General features: G+C 41.0%; 20 protein-coding genes and 1 pseudogene. 10 read left to right on the forward strand and 11 right to left on the reverse strand.

All coding sequences use genetic code 11. The annotated features are described in order from the left end of the window. Window positions 1-290 precede the first annotated feature (290 nt). From DW677_RS11500 to DW677_RS18785, 11 genes and pseudogenes are all read right to left on the reverse strand, one after another. Window positions 291-653, reverse strand: coding sequence for a type II toxin-antitoxin system HicB family antitoxin (locus DW677_RS11500; protein WP_117567313.1), 363 nt, complete (start codon window positions 651-653; stop codon window positions 291-293). After that, the gene (locus DW677_RS11505; RefSeq protein WP_117567315.1) at window positions 637-894 is read right to left on the reverse strand and encodes a type II toxin-antitoxin system HicA family toxin; all 258 of its coding nucleotides are present in this window, start codon (window positions 892-894) and stop codon (window positions 637-639) included. The genes DW677_RS11500 and DW677_RS11505 overlap by 17 nt, the downstream gene beginning before the upstream one ends. Window positions 895-948: 54 nt before the next feature. Beyond that, window positions 949-3108 (reverse strand): nuclease domain-containing protein, encoded by a 2160-nt coding sequence (locus tag DW677_RS11510; RefSeq protein ID WP_117567317.1) that lies wholly within the window; start codon window positions 3106-3108, stop codon window positions 949-951. 18 nt (window positions 3109-3126) lie between these two features. Continuing rightward, the gene (locus DW677_RS11515; protein ID WP_117567319.1) at window positions 3127-5580 is read right to left on the reverse strand and encodes an AAA family ATPase; all 2454 of its coding nucleotides are present in this window, start codon (window positions 5578-5580) and stop codon (window positions 3127-3129) included. A 197-nt stretch (window positions 5581-5777) separates the two neighbouring features. After that, the gene (locus DW677_RS11520; protein ID WP_117567321.1) at window positions 5778-6155 is read right to left on the reverse strand and encodes a TnpV protein; all 378 of its coding nucleotides are present in this window, start codon (window positions 6153-6155) and stop codon (window positions 5778-5780) included. Window positions 6156-6165: 10 nt separating this feature from the next. Beyond that, complete coding sequence (locus tag DW677_RS11525) at window positions 6166-7707, reverse strand: MobA/MobL family protein (RefSeq protein WP_347473171.1); 1542 nt, start codon at window positions 7705-7707, stop codon at window positions 6166-6168. 316 nt (window positions 7708-8023) lie between these two features. After that, entirely contained in the window at window positions 8024-8251 is a 228-nt protein-coding gene (locus DW677_RS11530; protein WP_117567323.1) for a DUF5348 domain-containing protein, read from the reverse strand. Window positions 8252-8425: 174 nt separating this feature from the next. Then, window positions 8426-8668 carry a complexin-2 gene (locus DW677_RS11535; protein WP_117567325.1) on the reverse strand — a complete coding sequence of 81 codons (243 nt, stop codon included), beginning with the start codon at window positions 8666-8668 and terminating at the stop codon, window positions 8426-8428. Window positions 8669-8750: 82 nt separating this feature from the next. Next, window positions 8751-9905: an AAA family ATPase gene (locus tag DW677_RS11540; protein WP_117567327.1), complete on the reverse strand. Its 1155-nt coding sequence runs from the start codon at window positions 9903-9905 to the stop codon at window positions 8751-8753. Beyond that, entirely contained in the window at window positions 9902-10225 is a 324-nt protein-coding gene (locus tag DW677_RS11545) for a mobilization protein (protein WP_117567329.1), read from the reverse strand. The genes DW677_RS11540 and DW677_RS11545 overlap by 4 nt, the downstream gene beginning before the upstream one ends. Then, window positions 10203-10394: pseudogene (locus tag DW677_RS18785) on the reverse strand (site-specific integrase); the annotation flags it as partial. The gene DW677_RS11545 and the pseudogene DW677_RS18785, both read right to left, overlap by 23 nt. 257 nt (window positions 10395-10651) lie before the next feature. On the opposite strand from DW677_RS18785, the gene DW677_RS11555 reads away from it, so the two are divergent. From DW677_RS11555 to DW677_RS11600, 10 genes are all read left to right on the forward strand, one after another. After that, window positions 10652-11173 carry a DUF5720 family protein gene (locus tag DW677_RS11555; RefSeq protein WP_005361050.1) on the forward strand — a complete coding sequence of 174 codons (522 nt, stop codon included), beginning with the start codon at window positions 10652-10654 and terminating at the stop codon, window positions 11171-11173. A 29-nt stretch (window positions 11174-11202) separates the two neighbouring features. After that, entirely contained in the window at window positions 11203-12075 is an 873-nt protein-coding gene (locus DW677_RS11560; protein WP_005361053.1) for a DUF6017 domain-containing protein, read from the forward strand. A 125-nt stretch (window positions 12076-12200) separates the two neighbouring features. Then, window positions 12201-13133, forward strand: coding sequence for a DUF3991 domain-containing protein (locus DW677_RS11565; protein WP_242992161.1), 933 nt, complete (start codon window positions 12201-12203; stop codon window positions 13131-13133). Window positions 13134-13146: 13 nt separating this feature from the next. Next, complete coding sequence (locus DW677_RS11570; protein WP_055156485.1) at window positions 13147-13371, forward strand: hypothetical protein; 225 nt, start codon at window positions 13147-13149, stop codon at window positions 13369-13371. 32 nt (window positions 13372-13403) lie between these two features. Further along, entirely contained in the window at window positions 13404-13685 is a 282-nt protein-coding gene (locus tag DW677_RS11575; RefSeq protein WP_005361060.1) for a hypothetical protein, read from the forward strand. An 82-nt stretch (window positions 13686-13767) separates the two neighbouring features. Beyond that, window positions 13768-14670 (forward strand): hypothetical protein, encoded by a 903-nt coding sequence (locus DW677_RS11580; protein WP_117468897.1) that lies wholly within the window; start codon window positions 13768-13770, stop codon window positions 14668-14670. Between the two features lie 126 nt (window positions 14671-14796). After that, the gene (locus DW677_RS11585) at window positions 14797-16725 is read left to right on the forward strand and encodes an LPD1 domain-containing protein (protein WP_227135388.1); all 1929 of its coding nucleotides are present in this window, start codon (window positions 14797-14799) and stop codon (window positions 16723-16725) included. Window positions 16726-16743: 18 nt separating this feature from the next. Further along, window positions 16744-17574: a hypothetical protein gene (locus DW677_RS11590; RefSeq protein WP_025580367.1), complete on the forward strand. Its 831-nt coding sequence runs from the start codon at window positions 16744-16746 to the stop codon at window positions 17572-17574. Next, a complete protein-coding gene (locus DW677_RS11595) occupies window positions 17571-17987 on the forward strand; it encodes a DUF3846 domain-containing protein (RefSeq protein WP_005361068.1) in 417 nt (138 codons plus the stop codon). Before DW677_RS11590 ends, DW677_RS11595 begins: the two co-directional genes overlap by 4 nt. A 17-nt stretch (window positions 17988-18004) precedes the next feature. Continuing rightward, complete coding sequence (locus tag DW677_RS11600) at window positions 18005-18820, forward strand: hypothetical protein (protein WP_005361071.1); 816 nt, start codon at window positions 18005-18007, stop codon at window positions 18818-18820. The last annotated feature ends 14 nt before the right edge of the window (window positions 18821-18834 follow it).

Genomic DNA, 18834 nt, shown 5'->3' on the forward strand with positions numbered 1-18834 from the left:
TTTGCTCCGCAAAGACGGCCGTTTAGCTTCGCAATATGCACTTTAGTACCAAAATAGTACCACAAGGCAAAAAATAAGCTCGCAAATGCCCATTTTACTAGGCTTTGCGAGCTTTTGAAAATTATTCAAACTCGGCAAATCCAAAGATATTCTTAAATATATTTGTTTAAGTTTTACATCTTTTTTGCCGTTATTTTATTTCTGTTGCATATATTATTTTGGCTCACTGATTTTCTGTTGCCAATTTGTTGCCAGCTTATTGTAAATGGTGTAGATAAGTTTGACAACATTTATTTTGAGAACACTGCATCATTTCTGGAAAGTAGATACACACAATATTGATTCATGCTGATTCCTTCCCGCTGAGAATGTTCTGCCAGTGATCTGTGCAGACTTCGTGGAATTCTCAATTTAAACTGCCCAGAATAATCTTCCAAACTATCTGGTTCATGAATCTCTACGCCTTCTTCTAATGCAGCTTCAATCCATGCTTTTTTTGCATCCAGTGCATTTGCTACCGCACTCTCCACTGTCTCACCACAAGTAATGCAACCAGGCAAATCCGGATAAGAAACTACAAATCCGCCTTCATCTTTATCTTCCACAATTTCCATACGATAGGACATTGCCATATAATCATTCAGCGTCTTCATCATTCTTCGCCTCGCTTTCTACAATCTGCCTTACCATTTCTACATATACTTTCTTGATTGGTTCGTGCTTTGGTATTGTAATTGGCATACACCCTTGCTTTCTGAAAGTATAATGACTACTTCCATTTCTTGGTGCATTCATTTCGTAACCATAGCTTTCCAATACCTTCCGTAACTCATCAAACCGGAGGTCTTTCGATAAATTGCATATACGTGTTATCAGTTTATCCCACTTTGACATTTATTATACCTCCTATTCATATTATACGTGGTGTCGCATATGGTGTCAATCAATTTATTTATGTACATTCTTTTTTAAATAAAATTTGCATTGCTCCGCACCAATACATCCCGGCAAACCTGAAATCGAACATTCTACCCTACCATTTGGCTTGTTCCGCTTCACATATTGAATTAAATTTCTGCAACTATCTTCCTTTAACAGTTCTCTAGATTTTTTTGGAATATAATGTTTACATGGAGCGTTAATAACTGTACATGGTTTTTTTTGACAGAGACAGATATTTTTGGCATAATAGAAACAATTTTTTCCACTAACATTAATATTTAAGCTATCATTTTTCTCTTTTTTCTCTACCTCTGTCTTTGGCTCATTCTCTATCTTCTCGTGCTCAATTTCAAAATTATTCAAACTCATTTCTTTTTTAGAAGAATCTATATTCTCACATTCCTCCTCAAGTATATCAACAACTTTGAATAATTTTTCTATTTGCTCTTTAAGAATTTGCGTTCCCACATCTCCATCGACAATTGTCAAAGAAAAGTATTGCGGAAGTGAATGCTTCAGTGAATTAATTGCATTTTTCTTAAAATAATATATTTTGTCTTCCTTACTAGGATATATCGCTCCAATTCCTATTACATCTGAAAAAAACTTGTCCTTAGATGCTATTTGTGTTCCGTATTTCAAAACTAACGCTGGAATATATCGCCTTTTCACATTATAGAAATTTGAATATTTAGCATCCAGTATATAATAGTAATCTTTATAATTACCAGATATTTTCAATACAAAATCCGGGGTCCATCTATCATTCCACTTACTTTTTATAAAATTGTAACCTGTTGAATACAAATTAGTACATGCATTACTTCTATCTATCCAAATAGATGGTTCATATAATAATGTTATTTCATATCCATTACCTTCAAATATATATTGGTTATTGATATTTTCAGAATCATCTTCTACATCATATATAATTCGGTCTGAATCTTGCAAAATAAATCCGCACAAAGCAATTGCGTTTTGAATTTTTATCAAACAATAATATTCAAAAATTCGGCTTAGTGTTTTTAGTTTGAATAAATAATTTAAATGATCAAAAGTATAATCCCCTGCTTCAAACCATTTTGCCATACATTCATAACAGATTCGATAATGATATATTTGTTTAAATGTATTCGTAAGCTTAGGCAATCCATATATATCCTCTGGTATACACTTTAAAATTTTTTCATACCTATAATATATTTCTTCCAAAATATCTTTTTTTTCAGAAAATCTATCCACCACGCCTTTATAATAAACATAAACGCATTTTCCTGTAAGCGCATGCGTATTTGGCAATTGTGCAACTATTGATTCAGGTATGTTTTCTACCTCTACAATTTCTTTAGCAAATCCTATAATTTGATTTTCTAAATAATCAATGACATTTTTTAAAAATCCTAATATAACTCTATTTTCATACACATTATAAGAATACTTAGAAATATATGTTTTTATTTTCGATGGCATATAATTGTAACCATTAAAATTTATTCCTGTTTTTTTATCAGTTTTCACAAGATTATCTGGATTGCACGCAATCCACCTTAAACTTTCTTGATTTACTACTCTCATTGATCTTACATCTTCTACACTGGCTACAGGTTCTACAAAGGACTTCTTATGATTAAAAAAAGAATCATAATTCTCTTCGTAAGTCTTTATAATTTCATCTACCAATTTAAGTGTATTCCAAATAGATCTTGTACTGTCATTCTTAAGTCCTGAATTTTTTTTGTTACGACTAAAACATACCTCCAAAAAATTAGGAATATTTTTTTCTATTTCATCTAGCATCTGTTCAACTTGTCTTGTCGTTTGTTTAGTAGTAGCAATTCGAAGAAAATCCGTGTAAAAACGTTCTTCTTTTCCCTCTTTTTCGCTTACCCACACACTTATATATGCCAAATCAAAACAACCACCAAAAACTAAATCTTGATCCGTTTCATACCAATCCGTAGATGCCTTATAATGTATAGGTACTGAATAGTCTCCCACAAATATCTCTACATTCTCATACTCTTCTATTTCACGCAAAATAAATTTGTATTGATAATTTTCAAAAAATAATTGTTCATTATTAAATGCTTCGAAAGATGGTTGACGATCACGCAACAAGATTTCTGCAACAGTACCATCTGGCTTAACTATGCATAACTTCATGTTGACATCCCCTTTATTTTATAAACTAAAGAAACTATAAAATTCATGCTCTGATTTTTCGAGGATTTTAGAAACAATACTTGCACTTTTATTTAATTGATTTTCTTTGCAAATAGTCATTAACCCATTCAAAAACTCTTTATACTGTTTTCCATTTCCGTTAATACAAGGAAGTATTTTCTGGGATATAGCATAATCAAGCGCAACTTCTTTTGATGACATAAACATTTCAGCAACCAGATAATAATGGCTTATTAAGTGAATACTTCTTGCACTTATTGTATGTCCACCTTCTTTCATCTTATCAATTATTCTATCTAATCTAGTCTTTGTAATCTGATTCATTTTTTTATCCTTGACGTTATGCCAATCAAAGATATTGTTTAATGTTTCTAACGAAATTACTTCACTATTATTCTCAACAACCGAATCATCCATCAACCCTGAGACAATAACATCTACAGAAACTGGATTCATAGATATAACCCATGCTCGATCAAGAAATCTTGGTGAAAGATCCGCAGTTGTTTGATCATAATTAATAGTTGCAAGAAATTTTAACTCTGAACCAAATTCATATTTTTCCCCATTTGAATATGAAACAACTTGATGTGTAGGATCATCACAATAATAATTAAAATTAGACCAATAAAATTCTATTGGGCTTAAATTAGCTTCATCAAGCAACACAAGATAAGGTGCTTCAACTATGTTATTCGCATTTTCCTCATTCAATTTTTTCATACACTCTGAAAATCTCGGTTGAGTACTTTCTATCTCTTTAGTTAATGGATTATAATACCCCACTAAATCTTTTGAAGAAGTCCAGCCTCTTTCAACAAGGATTTCTGCAAATCTAGAATCATATAATCCAAGTGCTTTAGCTAACAATTTACACAATGAAGTTTTTCCAGTTCCCGGTTCACCTGCAAAAACAGTTATATAATTTTGTACTATGCTTATCAAATAATTGTAAGCATCATCTTTACTAATTACACGCCCCGCTTCTTCAAATTTTTTACAAAGAATGGCTACTATTTCATCGGCATCCACATCCTTTTTTAAATTAACCATTCTACTTAAAACATTTTCTTCTACTGTTTCTTCTGGCATTTCCAATTGCGAAACTAATAATTTAGTTATTTCTGAAGTTCGATTATTTGCAGCCCATTCAATAATTTTAGTATTTAAATCATTGGATACCGTTCTATATTCATCTTTTATAGAATCACAAGCCCTTTTCCATGTATCTCTATCTGCTTCAAACTGTTTTGCTTCTTTTTTTGCCTTTTCAATTGCAATTTGTACATCTTCTAATTCTTTTCTATTTTCTGATACTAAACTTTCTATTTCTTGTTTTTTCTGCTCAATCGCTTGTTCTCCAAGTTTTTCCAATTCAGCCTGTTTATCACTTAATTTTTGATTTCCTTCCTCTATTTCTGTTACGAGCTCTTCTCTTTTCTTTTCTAAAATATTTAACTCGCTTAAAATTTCTTTTTTCTTTTCTTCGTAATGAACATCTTCACGAACAACATTGGTTAATAATTCTTCATGTGTTCTTAAATACTCTTCTTTATCTGATTTTGCATTAGGGTTGTTTTTAAAATATTCTTCCGTTAAACGTACCTTATAATCACTTAAATCTACTGACGTCTGTAATAACTCACATATTCTTTTTATTCTGTTATCCGTTAATTGACCTTCTTCAGAAAAAGAATCTGCCAATTCCAAAAACTGTTCTCGTATTCCAGCCAAATTATCGATTTCTGATGATTTATTTAAAAGAGTTTTAAAAAAGTCAGCAAGTTCTTCATTGTCAATATACTCTATTTTTTCTTCAGGCTCAATAGCTTTTAAATCACTAATATTATAGATAAATTCTATGCGATCATTTCGTCTGATTGAAAAGTATCCATCCATAATAATTTTTTCTATATCTGAATTTCTATATCTATTTATAGTTCCACTATTTACAAATACTTTAATAGTATAATATGATTCATCGCCATATGAATCTTCGATATCAGAAATCATAAATTCGAATGGTCCATAACAATCCTGTGCATATCTCAAAAGAATCTGTTTATTAGGTCGATGCTTAATCCTGATAGTTCTTTTTGTTTTGTCGTTTATAAAATCCTCAATTGCATAATCAATATCTATAATTTCAACAACTTCATCCTTATCAAAATCATCTATTGCATTGAAAGGAATCTGATATTTATTACTATTATCAGTATAAGGTGCATACCCCGGATGTAAATCTCTATTAAAATCAATCTTAAATTGTAATAATCTATTTTTTATACTTTCTGTATCACTATCAGATATACCAGTAAGTGAAACTGTTCCACCATTTGGAAATTCTCCCCACCTATCTTCAATTCCTCTTAATTTGCCATCTTCCATAATCTCGTATTGAGGACGGATAAAACTCTTATTACCAAATGCTCCCAGAAAATATCTATACATCTTTTGTCCCTCCAAATTAATTATCTTATTTACATTCCAACACTCACTCAATGAATTTTCGTAATTATACACCCCTATTAAATAGGCTTTTCAATGATATAATTTTATCTAAATTTTACCACATTTAGCTTAATTACTCCATTGAATTTTTACAAATACCCAAGAAAAAGAGTGGTAAATATTACCACCCAAATTCTTTATTCACACACAATTTCTTTCAATATCATCTCCTCCGCACAAGCCCGGATATTATTCATTCTCCCAACCCATGCCATCTGATTCTGCATCTTCAGTTCTTCCGTCACTCCCTGCTTTTCTTTCATCTGCTCCACCAGTCTGTCCATCATCTGATTACACTCCTCGTCAATCTGATGCAAATGCTCATTCAACTTCCCGGCAAGCACCAGTTCCAGATATAATCCTTTCCGATGATCTTTCAAATAAGTTTTTCTCAACATTCCATACTTCCCAATCGGATACTCTGTCTCTTCCGGGAGATATAGGTCTGGATAATACAGACCATCCTCTCCTAAAGTATAACCGATTCCATTTTCTCCCATAATGTGTTTCTCCATGATTGTCCTCCTATCTTGCTCCCCGATTTTTGTTCTGACTACGGGTATGCTGTTTATTTTTCTGTTCATTCTGTATTTCTTGTTTCTTTTCAGCCAGCTTCGCCCTAATACCATGTGCTACTGGCTCTTTTCCTGTTTCTTTCTTCCATTTTTCTATTGCAGTTCGATATTGGCTATACTCAGATTGAGAATCCTTAAAATCTTTTAAAAATTCCTGTACACTTCTATATCCGATTTTCTGTACAATCCTTGGAAGGTAATCTTTCATATCTCTGATCTGACTTTTCAGTTCATCAATTTCTTTCTGCAATTCTTTTTTCTTTCTTCCTTTAAACCATCCCGTGACCTCTGACAGTTCTTTCTTCTTTGCAGAAAGCTGTTTTTGTTTCTGTTGAATTGCACCGTTTTGATCTTCCAGTTCTTTATTCACTTTAAATAGTTTCGGATACTTTGATGCAAGCCTCGTCATTTTAGGTTGTTCCGATTCTGCCTTTTCTTCTTTTGTTGTCTTGATTGCTGCCATGCTATTTTCAGCAACATGCTCTTGGTGTTCGGCTTCCGTTCGCTCTGTCTGTGCCACACTTGTCTGCTCCGGCACTTCCCTGGGCTTCTTAAACAGCACACTTGCTATCAAAAACTCCAATGCCTCGACCGCCACTGTTACAACTCTGGAAAATAATCGTGGTCTGTTTCCACGCCGGGCAATTGATTCCCTGATTGGCTCCGTGATTTCTTTCCGCTTCACTTCCATTATCTTCGATTCCGGCACTCCACTAATCAATGCCATATCAACAGCTCTGTTCCATTCCCGGCGTTTTTGGTTATCCGCTTCTATTTCCTGTGCTTTCGGATTATTTTTTCCAATTTTCTTTGTTGCAAGATAAATACTGCCACGTTCAAACACTTGTAACTTCTGATTCTCATCTTTCACGTAAATATTAATTAAGTCTGTATAAGAATGCTTTACCTCATCCAGAAATGAATTACTCTTGAAGCGTTCCTCTTTCACTGTAAACAATTTTTTCTCATATACTTCTCCTTTTTTCACGATACTGCAGCCTTCTCGTATCTCACCATCTTCTCCCAATATCTCTTTCTTGGTTCGGACATGCTTCCCATTTTCATCATAAAACATATTTCTGCTAGCAGTCTTGATGATTGGTTCGTCTAATAACTTCCGTTCTGCAAATATCAGATGAATGTGATAATTGGTCTTTCTTTTATTGTGGTGCAAAGCAGCGATACACTCCATTCCATAATTCTGCTTAAAATGATTTGTAAAAAGCTGTAGCAATCTATCCGGCTGATATTCTGTAAAACTCTCTGGCAAAGCAATGATCAGTTCTCTTGCTTCAATGCATTTTCCTTCTGTTCCACTTTTAGCAAATTCTTCCTGATTACATTTTGCAAGTTCACGCCAAAATTTCCGTTCTGTGGTTTCATAAACTGCATAAAGATTTTCCTGTTTTGCGTGACTGGATATATAAGTGATCCTGCCTTTTACATTGCTTAGTTTTGTCATTTGAATAAATGAATTTCTTCCGATAGGCACTCCCTCCTTGTCTTCGGCAAAATAAATTCTGCCATATTATTTGTGAGTGGATGCATCAGCATCCGTTTACGAACTAACTACCGTTTTCGTCTACAATAGCTCCCGGCAGGGCGAAATATCCTGAGTACAAATCTTTGATTTGTGCGATGGTGTATTTCGCTCTCAAACGCCGAGGGCTTTGTGAGATGCTTCCTACATCTACCATAACTTGGCTTTAACTTTTCATTTTGGGCGTATCCGCCCTCTTTTTTCTGCCCGTATCCGGGCTTATTTTTTACCCCTAACAACCAAACGGCTATTTCTCTTCCTGTCTGCTTTATTCCGGTATCCTTGCCCGTACATACTCCAGATCTTCGCAATACGGTGTTCCAACCAAATACCATTCCCTCGCCAGATTCATTTCCATTCGTGTCTTTACCCACTGATCATCAACCAGAACTTCCAGACATTCTCCGCAGTGAAATCCTGGATCAATCCATAAGTCTGATGACAATAATCCATATCTTTTGTTATAACTGTTGTAACCTAATCTTCCTTCTCTCATGGTGTCATTCTCCCTTCATTTATCGTTTCCGCAGGGACGCCCTGAATCAGGGCCCCCTTTTGAAAATGTTTTTCTTCGCCAATCAACTACCGACTGCACCTTACAGACCTTCTCTTTGTTTGTTATCTACAGGTGCGTGGCACGCTCCTGTCATAAGGTCATCAAACAGAATCTTTACCAACGAAAGTCCTCATGCATTCCGCACTTATCCAAATATTCCTGTCTCGCCTTTTCTCGTTCTTCCTCGGTTGGTGCTGTTTTGAATGTTGTATATAACTGACGCTTTACCATACTGTCTAATTTTTCCATCAATGCTTTTTCTATCTCCGGCAAATATTCCTCGTTCCTGGCAAGATGATGCTGGAACAATGCCAGTAATAAACCTTTTGATATCTGTACCTGTGATTTTCTTTCCATGTTTCTCCTTTCCGTGACGATAGTGACGATATTTTCACTACCGTCACGCTATATAAAATACCGTCACAACCGTCACATATCGTCACGCTTGTTTTCCAACAAAGGTTAATCTGATCTTTCTTCCATCATGTCCTCGTTCCGCTTTATATTGGATTCCATATTCCAGAATCAATCGTTCCAGGCTGACATTTAATTTTCGTGATAATGCGTTCGGCTGCATTTCCACCTGCAATACTTTCACAAGCTCTGTTGCTGTTCCTGCCCACTCTGGCGTAGTTTCTGTTACAAGTTCTTTGATTTTTTCCAACACTGGATCTTCTGGTTCTTTCCAAAGTTCTGTTTCTGTCTTGGTAAGTTCCCAGACACATCTCTCCCGATTAAAATTCAACCACAGTTTCTGATCCTGCTGGTCACGCCCTGCCACTTCCAGAACTGCTTTATTATCTGTACGCTTTTCTTTCTGCATAACAAATGCTCCATCCGCAGCTCCCAGTAGACCATTCGTACCGGAAATCATATCGAAACTATCTGAAGATTCCATTTTCCTTGTATGATGCACAACCAGAAAACAGATGCCATATTTATCACTGAATGCTTTTATCTTTGTTACAATCTCATAATCGCTGGCATAACTGAATTTATCTCCACCAACTTCACGCACTTTTTGAAGAGTATCAATGATAATCAGTCTTGCGTCTTTATGCTCCGTCACAAATGTTACAAGCTGCCTTTCCAGTCCGTCATTGAGCGATTTTGATTTTGTAGCAAAATAAAAATTCTCACTGCCTTCCATTCCAAACATCTGTGATAATCGCTTCTGCAATCTTGCATAATCATCTTCCAATGCCAGATAGAGAACCGTTCCCTGCCTAACTGTAAATCCCCACAATGGAAGTCCTTTACTGATGTGATACCCGATCTGTGCCATAAAGAATGATTTTCCAATTTTCGGCGAACCAACAAACAGGTAAGTTCCGTTATATAGAAGTCCATCTACAATCGGCAGTTTTGGTGGATATGCAGTATCGTATAATTCCATCATAGAAACGGTTTCCAGATCATCTAAATTCTTTTTATTTGCTGATTTTGCTGTATTTTCCGCATTATTTGTGGCTTGCAGATTGCCCTTACCGGGCAAATCTGCTATACTTTGGTTGGTTAATTTATTACTTGATGGCTGTTCCACATCTGCGCCAACAGATGCAATCGGAGCAGTCATTTTTTCTTTTGCTGTCATTCATTTTCCCCTTTCAATCCATACAATGTCTCAGCGACCAATCTCAGGGTACTCAGCAACTCTTCATTTTCCTCACTGCATTTTTCCAGACGTTTCAATTCTTCATAAATCTCTGCCATCTGATTTCGCAATGCTTTATACACTCTTGGATTTCCCTGTACCACAATTTCCCGATCAGTTAATCGTTTTGTGATATAGTCCTGCTTGCTAAGTCCTGATAATCGGACACATGCATCAATTTGCTCTGCTTCTGCCGGGGATACCCGGAATGCTACGATTTTGTTTCTCCATCTTCCTTTACTGTCCAGATTTTTCTCCATTTAATTTTTCCATCCTTTCAATATCCAGCTGTTCTGCCATCTGTGTCTGCTCACTTGGAAACAAATGTGCATATCGGTAAGTGATATCAATGCTCTCATGTCCCATTCGGTCTGCGATTGCCAATACCGTAAATCCCATATTGATCAATAACGATACATGGGAATGCCGTTACGGTATAATAACGACAAACAGAAAAAGCCTTTATTTTCAAGGGGTTTGAGCGTTTGTCGTCTTTTATTCAATTCCTTTTCCAAGTTGAAAATTGACGAAAACTATAAAGAAAAAAGGAGGCTGTTTTATTAACGACAAAATTTAATAGTGCCAGCGGTCCGGCTTTATGTCTGACCGCTGGTTGCCGTGGGCGTTTCACTTTTATAGGTGGACGCCCTTTTTTCATACTCATTTTCGAGAGAAAGGAGATCCACATGGAATTAAACGAAATGGAAAAAAAGCTGCTCTTTCAAGTGGAGGGCGATTATCAGACAAAGATCCTGAATGAACTTTATATGACCGTGCGGTATTCAAATAATTCCGAACAGCGGGAGGCGGCAGAAGGTCTTATGGCAAAACTTCGTGTTCTGTCAAATGCAGAGTGCATGGACTTGGTAAAAGATATTCAGAAGAATTACCGTCTGCCCTATCCAGCCCGGACGATTGGAGAAAAGATCGCCGAGGCCAGACAACAATCAGGGGCAGAAAAATTGAAGGGGCATGACATCATGGCACTTGAACGCTTTGATCCAGAAGTAAAGCACATGATCGTCTTTGATGTATTGTCTTACGATTCCCCTGTTGGCGACAAAGGCGATAAGATGCGCTTGTTCCTTACAGATGCCGGCTATCAGAAATTTTTAGAGAGCCAGGAACGGGGCGAAGTGAAACTGAAAAACCATGCGAAGGTCTCTGACGGTCATCTCCATTATGACCGCAGGGATCATGCCTTGTAACGGAATAGTCGAAGAAAGGAGGCGGTACAATGGCAGTATTCCGTGTAGAGAAAACAAAGGACTTTACGATAATGAGCAATCACCATCTGCGCAATACGGAGTTGTCCTTAAAGGCAAAGGGGCTTTTATCACTTATGTTGTCGCTGCCGGAAGATTGGGATTATACCACAAAGGGACTCGCCCATATCTGCAAGGATGGTGTGGATTCTATCACTACTGCCCTGAAGGAACTGGAGCGGCATGGTTATCTCACCAGACAGCGCCTCCGCTATGATAACGGGCAGTTGGGAGACATTGAATATACGATCCATGAGCAGCCTGTAAGTACCGAAAACACAGGGCTTTCACCTAAACGGGAAAATCCAAGACAGGTAAAACCAGAACAGGCAAAACCTAAACAGGCGGAACCTGAACAGGAAAATCCGGCACAATTAAATACTAATCCATTAAAAACAAAAAAATCAAAAAAAGATAAATCAATAACTTATCCATCAATCTATCCGGCAGAGCCGGAAGCGGCAAACCGCACGGATGGGATGGATCGGATAGAGCTGATAGAAGCCTATCGTGAAATCATCAAAGAAAATATTGAATATGACTTACTGGTCTTACGGTATGGCAGGGAACGTTTGGATGAAGCCCTTGAACTTATGCTTGAAGTGATTTTGTCGAAACGCCCTTACATTCGCATTGCCGGAGATGATTTTCCGAGGGAGATCGTCAAGAGCCGGTTCCTGAAGATCAATTCCGGCCACTTAGAGTATGTCTTTGACTGTATCGACAAGAACACAACGAAGGTCGGAAACATCAAAGCGTATCTGCTGGCGGCGCTGTATAATGCCCCGGCTACAATGGACAGCTATTACCGTGCCGAGGTCAATCACGACCTGTACGGCTGTTAGGCACCTTTGGGTGTCTTTTTTCATTTCATCACAGGAAGGAGGCAAAGCACAATGAAAAGAAACACTGTGCCGGTACTATGCCCGGCGTAACCAAAGAACAGATTCAGGCAGCGCGGGAAGCTGACTTGTTTACTTACCTGCAATTCCATGAACCCGGCGTGCTGAAACAGGATGGACCTAATTTCCGGCATAAGGAGCATGACAGTCTGGTATATGTGACCGGGAAAAGGTACTGGTACTGGAACAGCCGCGGACGGAGTATCAATGCGCTGGACTACCTGATCCAGATTCGGGGATATGGTCTTGTGGATGCGGTTCATGCTCTGGTAGGTGGCGAAATCCCACAGGAACCGGCTTACCGAAGTACGGCAGAAATACAGGTATCAAAAGAGCCGGAAAAGAAAACATTCGCTCTCCCCTGGGCCAGACGTTGCGCGACCGCTGCGGTCTCCTATTTGCAGAAACGGGGGATCAGCTCAGAAGTCATTCGCCAGTGTTTACAAGCCGGGATTTTTTACGAAGCCCGGTATCATGGAGAACCGGTTTGTGTGTTTGTTGGGAAAGATGATTCCGGGAAAGCGAAGTTTGCCTGTATGCGCAGTATCAGCGGCAATCTCAAAAAGGATGTCTATGGCAGCGACAAAGGATATAACTTTTGTTATCCCCCGCAAAGTCCGGGCAGCCGGCATGTGGCAGTCTTTGAAGCTCCTATTGATGCGCTTTCCCATGCGACACTTCAAGAGCTGGAGGGATGGAAATGGAATGGTTATCGCTTGTCTTTGGGCGGTACTTCCCATGTGGCGCTGACTTCTTTCCTGGAACGCCACCCGGAGATACGGCGTGTTACCCTTTATATGGACCACGACCTTGCCGGATTTGTCAATGCCCGGAAAATCAAGACCATGCTTCACGAGGATAAACGTTTCCGTCATATCCGGGTAAGTGTCAACCCTCCCCGGATGGGAAAAGATTACAATGAGAAATTGCTGCTGGTTCGGGAACAACTGCAAACCAGCCAGCACCAACGCCGCCCAAAAGAGGCGGCTGTTTCAATTTAGGGAGGATTTCAACATGAATGGATCTCAACATATCTGCTTTACAGACAGCGCCGGAAAAGCGCTGTTTTCCATTCCCGACAATGGTTTACTCTGCCTGTTCTATGGAAACGGGGACAGGCACTTTGCTGTTTGTCATCGTCTGGATGACACCCATGCAGAAATTGACGGGGTAAATTATTCGCTGCCGGATTTTGCCAAAAGGATGAAACACAACCAGATCAGCTTTGCTCCGGCATAAGGCTGGAAAACAAATAACAGGAGGATTTGAAAATGAAAAAAATTGAAAATACCGCTTTGCAGATGATTGCCGAGGCTTCCCGGTGTCCAGACTACGGCCCCGATATGGTTAAATCGCTGATGAAAAAGCTGGACATGAACGAAAAGGGCTTTGCTCTTTTGATGAATGTTGCCCCATCCACAGTGCGTCTTTGGACCAGCGGAGCTGCACAGCCCTGCGGCACAGCAAAACGCCTCATGCAGATTTATGAAACCGGTCCGGAGATTGTCGGCAAGATTGCCGGCGGGCAGCTACCGGCAGATGGGAGGGATTGATTAAATGGCGGAGACAGATAGCCAGCCGTTTGCGGAAAATGAGCAGGTCAAAGAGCTGCTTCACATGAAAGGAGGAATTTGATTGAATCAGGAACCACTACCGCAGATTCATTTGATCCGTGATACAGACTTATCCGTCTTTGCGTATGAGCTCCATATTTTTGCCGGAGATTTTCTTAGGGAATGCGAATTTAATATGCGTTCTCTGGCGACAAATACCGGGGCTGATTCCATTGCCATCATGGGAAAAAATCACATATGGCTTTCCGACGCTTTGTTTGCTTATTGTTCTACGGCGGATCTTTATCAAATGATCTCAACAACGGAGTTTATCGGAGCGAGGGCTTTCCTGTTTCATACGGATCGCAGAGAGGGCGGTCACTTGTACGGAGATGTCCTGATGATGGATTTAGACACGCTGCGGCAGGATATAAAAAGAAATATCCTCTATCCTTGCGGCGTCAATATCGAACGCAAAGATGGTTCAGCGGCTACGGTCAGCCTGAAAGAATGGACTGAAATGGAGCTTTACGAAAAAGATGCTCTGAAAAGTTGGGGGTTTTCTTATGCCCCGAATCAAGTTACGGAATGGCAGTACCACTATTCCACGATGTTCAGACAGTGGATGGATCAGGCATTTCGTTATATGCCCCAGGATTTAGAAGAACGCCTGAATATGCAATATATGGAGGCAGCCCAGAACCCGGATATGGATAAGTACCGCATACCACAGGGAACGGCAAAGCAGATGCTTCTTTATGACGAAGCCCCTGTGTATCGCCTTCTTCCATCCGGTTCGGAGAAAATTGCGCCCATCGCGGCAATCTCTACGGGCCTGTGGTATGAAAATTACCGGGAGTTTGCCATTGCACCAGAGGATTTAGGCGCTCTGGACAAACTGATCCGCAGGGAAACTGACCGGCTCACAGGAAACCTCCCACAACTTCACAAAAACGAAGAACGTCGCCCTGCCCCGGAGCGATAAGAATTTTACACTGACTGGAGGTGATGAAGATTGGCAGGAGTGCATGAAGATTTCGGTGAAAAGATCGGCGGTGCGAAAAAAGACCTGTGGAAAGACCGCGGGCTGTATGCGGATGATCTGGAAGCCATGAATGAGCGCGAAGCCGAAAAATTTGTGAAAAAGGATAATGTCTGGAAAAAGCCGGACTATGCAGCCATGCTGGAGGAAGGGATTCCTCTTGGCGTGGTCTATTTTATCAAAAAAGCAAGGGACGGCTTAAACGCCTCTCCTCAGTATTACCGCACGGATGACACCCCGGAAAAACGGACTGCGAGGCAAAAGGAGTATATAAAAACAGTCCGGGAATTGCAGACAGTGCTTTCAGATGTCCGTACTGTGGAGGATGCCATGAGAGCCTATGACCGCTTTTTCGTTGACAATGGATATTTAGAAAAGGTACAGGGCTGGGTAAGCGGAATCCATTACCGGGCAACGAAAAAGGGTCAGGACAATCCCGTGATTACAAACAAATTATCCAATACTATGCTGATCCGCTCGGCTGAATATTTTGAGCGCAACTTTACTCAGAAAGCAAAAAAGGAACAGTTTTGTGTTTCCAAAGAGCAGAAAATACCGAAAGGTTATGCGATCCACTTCAACGACGGGAAACATACCTATTCTAAAAATGAGGACTGGAAACCCGGTACCTACTATGTGACAAAAGGCTATTCGATCCTGCGGACCAATTTTGAGACCAAAGAAGCTGCCCTGAAATGGGTGCAGGAACTTGCCAAAGGCAGGAACAAAAATGGGAAGATCCGGTTTGTCCCTCCCCAGCTCGCCCATGTCAAACGTACCGGCCCGGATTATCGGAATGGCGTGGAGATCACCGGACAGCATTATCTTGATACATTTGGATTCCGTGGCGGCGAGTTTGGAAACTGGATGAACCAGAACGACCGTCAGACCTCCCTTAACATGGGATTTGAAGCACTAAAGGATCTGGCGTCAGCCCTTAAGATCAGCGATAAAGATATTGCTTATCAGGGAACGCTTGCTATCGCTTTTGGTGCAAGAGGCAGCGGCAATGCTGCGGCTCATTATGAACCTTTGCGTACAGTCATCAATCTTACGAAAATGCACGGGGCCGGTTCGCTGGCACATGAATGGTGGCATGGACTTGACGATTATCTTGGTACAAAGATGGGCGCAAAAGGGATGCTGTCAGAACAGCCCCGCCTCTATGCGCCGTTCCAAAAACTCATTGACACCATGAAGTATAAACCGGAAACACCGGAACAGGCAGCAAAGCGCACGGAAGCACAAACAGAACGCACCCGGAAAAATGCGGCAAGCTGGCTGGATTCCTCGGTTCTTGCCTCTCTGAAACGGTATGGCAATGAGGAACAGATGGAAACCTACGCAGTCTTGCGGGAAGCATTTTTGTCCGGCGAACCCGGCTCTGTGGGACAGATCAGCGCATTTAAGAAGAATGTTACCGGCCGGGTAATTCCCAAAAGTGAACGGGAACGGCTGGAAATTTTTGAGCGTATGCTTTCCAGGATGCAGGCGCAGGAAGCTCCGCAGATTGGACGGACGGAAACTGATTTTTACCGTAATTCGGTACGCATGGGAAAAGAATGTGAAAAAGACGGCGGTTATTGGGACAGCAATGTGGAAATGACAGCCAGAGCCTTTGCCTGTTATATCAAGGACAAACTGCCCTACACATCGGATTATCTGGCAGGCCATGCCGACTGTGCCCTTACCCTGGTTTCCGGTAAAGACGGAGAAATGGAGGTATTGAAAGCCTTTCCTGTGGGGGAAGAACGCCGTGCGATCAACGCTGTTTTTGACGAGATCATTCAGGATTTGAAACGGGAACAGCTATTGACCCATGCCGATGTAACGCTTCCTCTCTCTGTTTCTGAACTTCGTGAGGCAGCGGACGGTCAGCTATCCATGTTCGGCGTCGGCCGTCCTTCCGTGATGGATCAGCTTGCGGCAAACAGACCGGCAGATAAAAAATCACCGGCACAGACGATTTTCAGAAAAAACCATGAGCCGGAAATATAGCAGGAGGTGAACAGCATTTTGGAAGAAAACAGAGATTACCATGCCTACCGGTATGGCGACCACTTGACGCCGGGATCAGAGCTTAAAATTGAACACAGCGTAGTTTGTGAAAATGTGGATATTTCTACTCTGATCACAATGGGAACCGATAGCCTGGAAGCCATGCGCCAGGGAAGTATTGACGGGGAGCAGAAAGCCTATGAAATCGTGGTGGCTGCTGCAAAACAGTGGGAACAGCAGGCAGCGGCAACACAGACGATCAACCGGGCTTTGGAATATCTTCGTACACCGGAGATCGAACATACCGGCAACCAGTGGAAAGACACCGATAACTGGAGGGCGGATCAGAAAATCAGCAACCGGGTCTATCAGATGACCTGCAGTATTTGGGAAGATACGAAATATGACAGAGAAACCAAACAGAGTGTTCCGATTGCCTGGTATGTGACATGGGAAGTCCGTATTCATTCCCCGAAGCAGGGATATGGAGCAAAGATTGCCGGACAAAACCAGAAACGATATACAGATAAGAACGCAGCCATAAAATACCTGGACGGGCGAAAGAAAGCCTATTCCCATTTATTCACGGAAATTTCCCCGCCGATCCCGAAAGAATATGAGCACCATTTTATGGTTCACGGTACTCTTTTACCTGGCTATACGGTTGAAGGACTGGAACAGGCCAAAACGGAACATGCCGCCGCCGAGGTTTCGGAGGGCGGTATTTTTACACCCGAAAACCAGGAGAAGCCTTCCGTCCTGGGGAAGCTCTCTGTGGCAAAAACTCAGGAAAAAACGCCAACCACTCCCGGTACGGCAATGAAAAAGAAGGAGGATATACAATTATGAAAGTGTTAATGGTAGAGCCGGGCAAGTCCCCTTATGCTGCGGAGATCGAAAGTGGTCTGAAATCCTTGCAGGCGGCAGTGGGCGGAGATATTCAGGCGGTCTATCCGTATGAGGACCCGGTGGCTCTGATCTGCAATGAAGAAGGCAAGCTGATGGGGCTGCCTTTGAACCGAGCTCTCTTTGACGATGACGGCCACATCTATGATATTGTGTCCGGGAATTTTCTGATCGTTGGTCTTGGCGAGGAAAATTTTACAGACCTTTCCCCGGATCTGATGGAGAAATATGGGGAGCAGTTTAAGTACCCTGAAAAATTTGCAAGGCTTGCCGGCGAGATCATTGCAGTCAAGCAGCCTGCAACCAATGAGCACCGGGAAAAACCGATGATGCACCATTCCGGCCCGGATTTGTAGAAAGAAAGGAGCCAATTATGTTAATGGCAGTAAATGAACCTTATGCCCTTATGGTGCAGCCGGACGATATTCTGATCTCTCCCCGTGAGGTAGATGAACATTTTGGGACGATGGTATGCTTTCATCCCCGCTATGCGCTGGGCGACCATCACAACCATATGGACAAAGATGACTTCCTGCGGGAAATGTATTTAGATACCGTAGGACATGATGAAGCCGGCATGAAACGCTATGAACGGATGGTAAACATTGTAAGCAGCCGTTTCCGGCATGGACCAAAGACAGAGGAACGGGCGATCGATGAAGCAATGCAGAAAGTAATTTCGGAAAAGTATCTGATGCTCCCCCTCTATCTCTACGACCACTCAGGTCTTGCCATGAGTACAGAAAGTTTCTCAGGCAGGGCTCCTCATGCAGAATGGGACAGCGGACAGGTCGGCTGGATCTATGTTTCCAAAGAAGATGCCCTAAAGGAATTTGACGCTGACAAGATGACCGGCGCCATCCGGCAGAAAGCGGACGCACTGATGCGCAGCGAAGTCGCCGCTTATGATTCCTATCTGCGTGGCGAATGTTATGGGTTTGAGCTTTATAAAAACGGGGAGCTGTCGGATAGCTGCTGGGGCTTTATGGGTAACTTTTCCGATGTGTTGAAAGATATGGCGGCATACCTCCCGGATGAGTGCAAAGGGATGGTCGATCATCTGGAGGAACAGGAACGCCCGGCTACGATCATCAAGACGCTTTTGAAACATGCTAAAATTCAGGTCGATCAGGCAGCAAAAGCCTTTGAACACGCTTCCCGACAGCAGGTTCTTGGGGAAAGCCGGTAAAAAGTTATTTCCAT

Origin of the sequence: Clostridium sp. AM25-23AC (assembly GCF_003435125.1) — a bacterium.
GTDB lineage: Bacteria > Bacillota > Clostridia > Lachnospirales > Lachnospiraceae > Pilosibacter > Pilosibacter fragilis.

Bases quoted from the DNA above. Each gene is read 5' to 3' on its own strand.
- DW677_RS11515 (WP_117567319.1), bottom strand. From the start codon at position 5,580: ATGTATAGATATTTTCTGGGAGCATTTGGTAATAAGAGTTTTATCCGT.
- DW677_RS11545 (WP_117567329.1), bottom strand. From the start codon at position 10,225: ATGGAGAAAAATCTGGACAGTAAAGGAAGATGGAGAAACAAAATCGTA.
- DW677_RS11520 (WP_117567321.1), bottom strand. From the start codon at position 6,155: ATGGAGAAACACATTATGGGAGAAAATGGAATCGGTTATACTTTAGGA.
- DW677_RS11595 (WP_005361068.1), top strand. From the start codon at position 17,571: ATGAAAGTGTTAATGGTAGAGCCGGGCAAGTCCCCTTATGCTGCGGAG.
- DW677_RS11560 (WP_005361053.1), top strand. From the start codon at position 11,203: ATGGCAGTATTCCGTGTAGAGAAAACAAAGGACTTTACGATAATGAGC.
- DW677_RS11510 (WP_117567317.1), bottom strand. From the start codon at position 3,108: ATGAAGTTATGCATAGTTAAGCCAGATGGTACTGTTGCAGAAATCTTG.
- DW677_RS11600 (WP_005361071.1), top strand. From the start codon at position 18,005: ATGTTAATGGCAGTAAATGAACCTTATGCCCTTATGGTGCAGCCGGAC.
- DW677_RS11585 (WP_227135388.1), top strand. From the start codon at position 14,797: ATGAATGAGCGCGAAGCCGAAAAATTTGTGAAAAAGGATAATGTCTGG.
- DW677_RS11540 (WP_117567327.1), bottom strand. From the start codon at position 9,905: ATGACAGCAAAAGAAAAAATGACTGCTCCGATTGCATCTGTTGGCGCA.
- DW677_RS11530 (WP_117567323.1), bottom strand. From the start codon at position 8,251: ATGAGAGAAGGAAGATTAGGTTACAACAGTTATAACAAAAGATATGGA.
- DW677_RS11505 (WP_117567315.1), bottom strand. From the start codon at position 894: ATGTCAAAGTGGGATAAACTGATAACACGTATATGCAATTTATCGAAA.
- DW677_RS11575 (WP_005361060.1), top strand. From the start codon at position 13,404: ATGAAAAAAATTGAAAATACCGCTTTGCAGATGATTGCCGAGGCTTCC.
- DW677_RS11500 (WP_117567313.1), bottom strand. From the start codon at position 653: ATGAAGACGCTGAATGATTATATGGCAATGTCCTATCGTATGGAAATT.
- DW677_RS11535 (WP_117567325.1), bottom strand. From the start codon at position 8,668: ATGGAAAGAAAATCACAGGTACAGATATCAAAAGGTTTATTACTGGCA.
- DW677_RS11570 (WP_055156485.1), top strand. From the start codon at position 13,147: ATGAATGGATCTCAACATATCTGCTTTACAGACAGCGCCGGAAAAGCG.
- DW677_RS11555 (WP_005361050.1), top strand. From the start codon at position 10,652: ATGGAATTAAACGAAATGGAAAAAAAGCTGCTCTTTCAAGTGGAGGGC.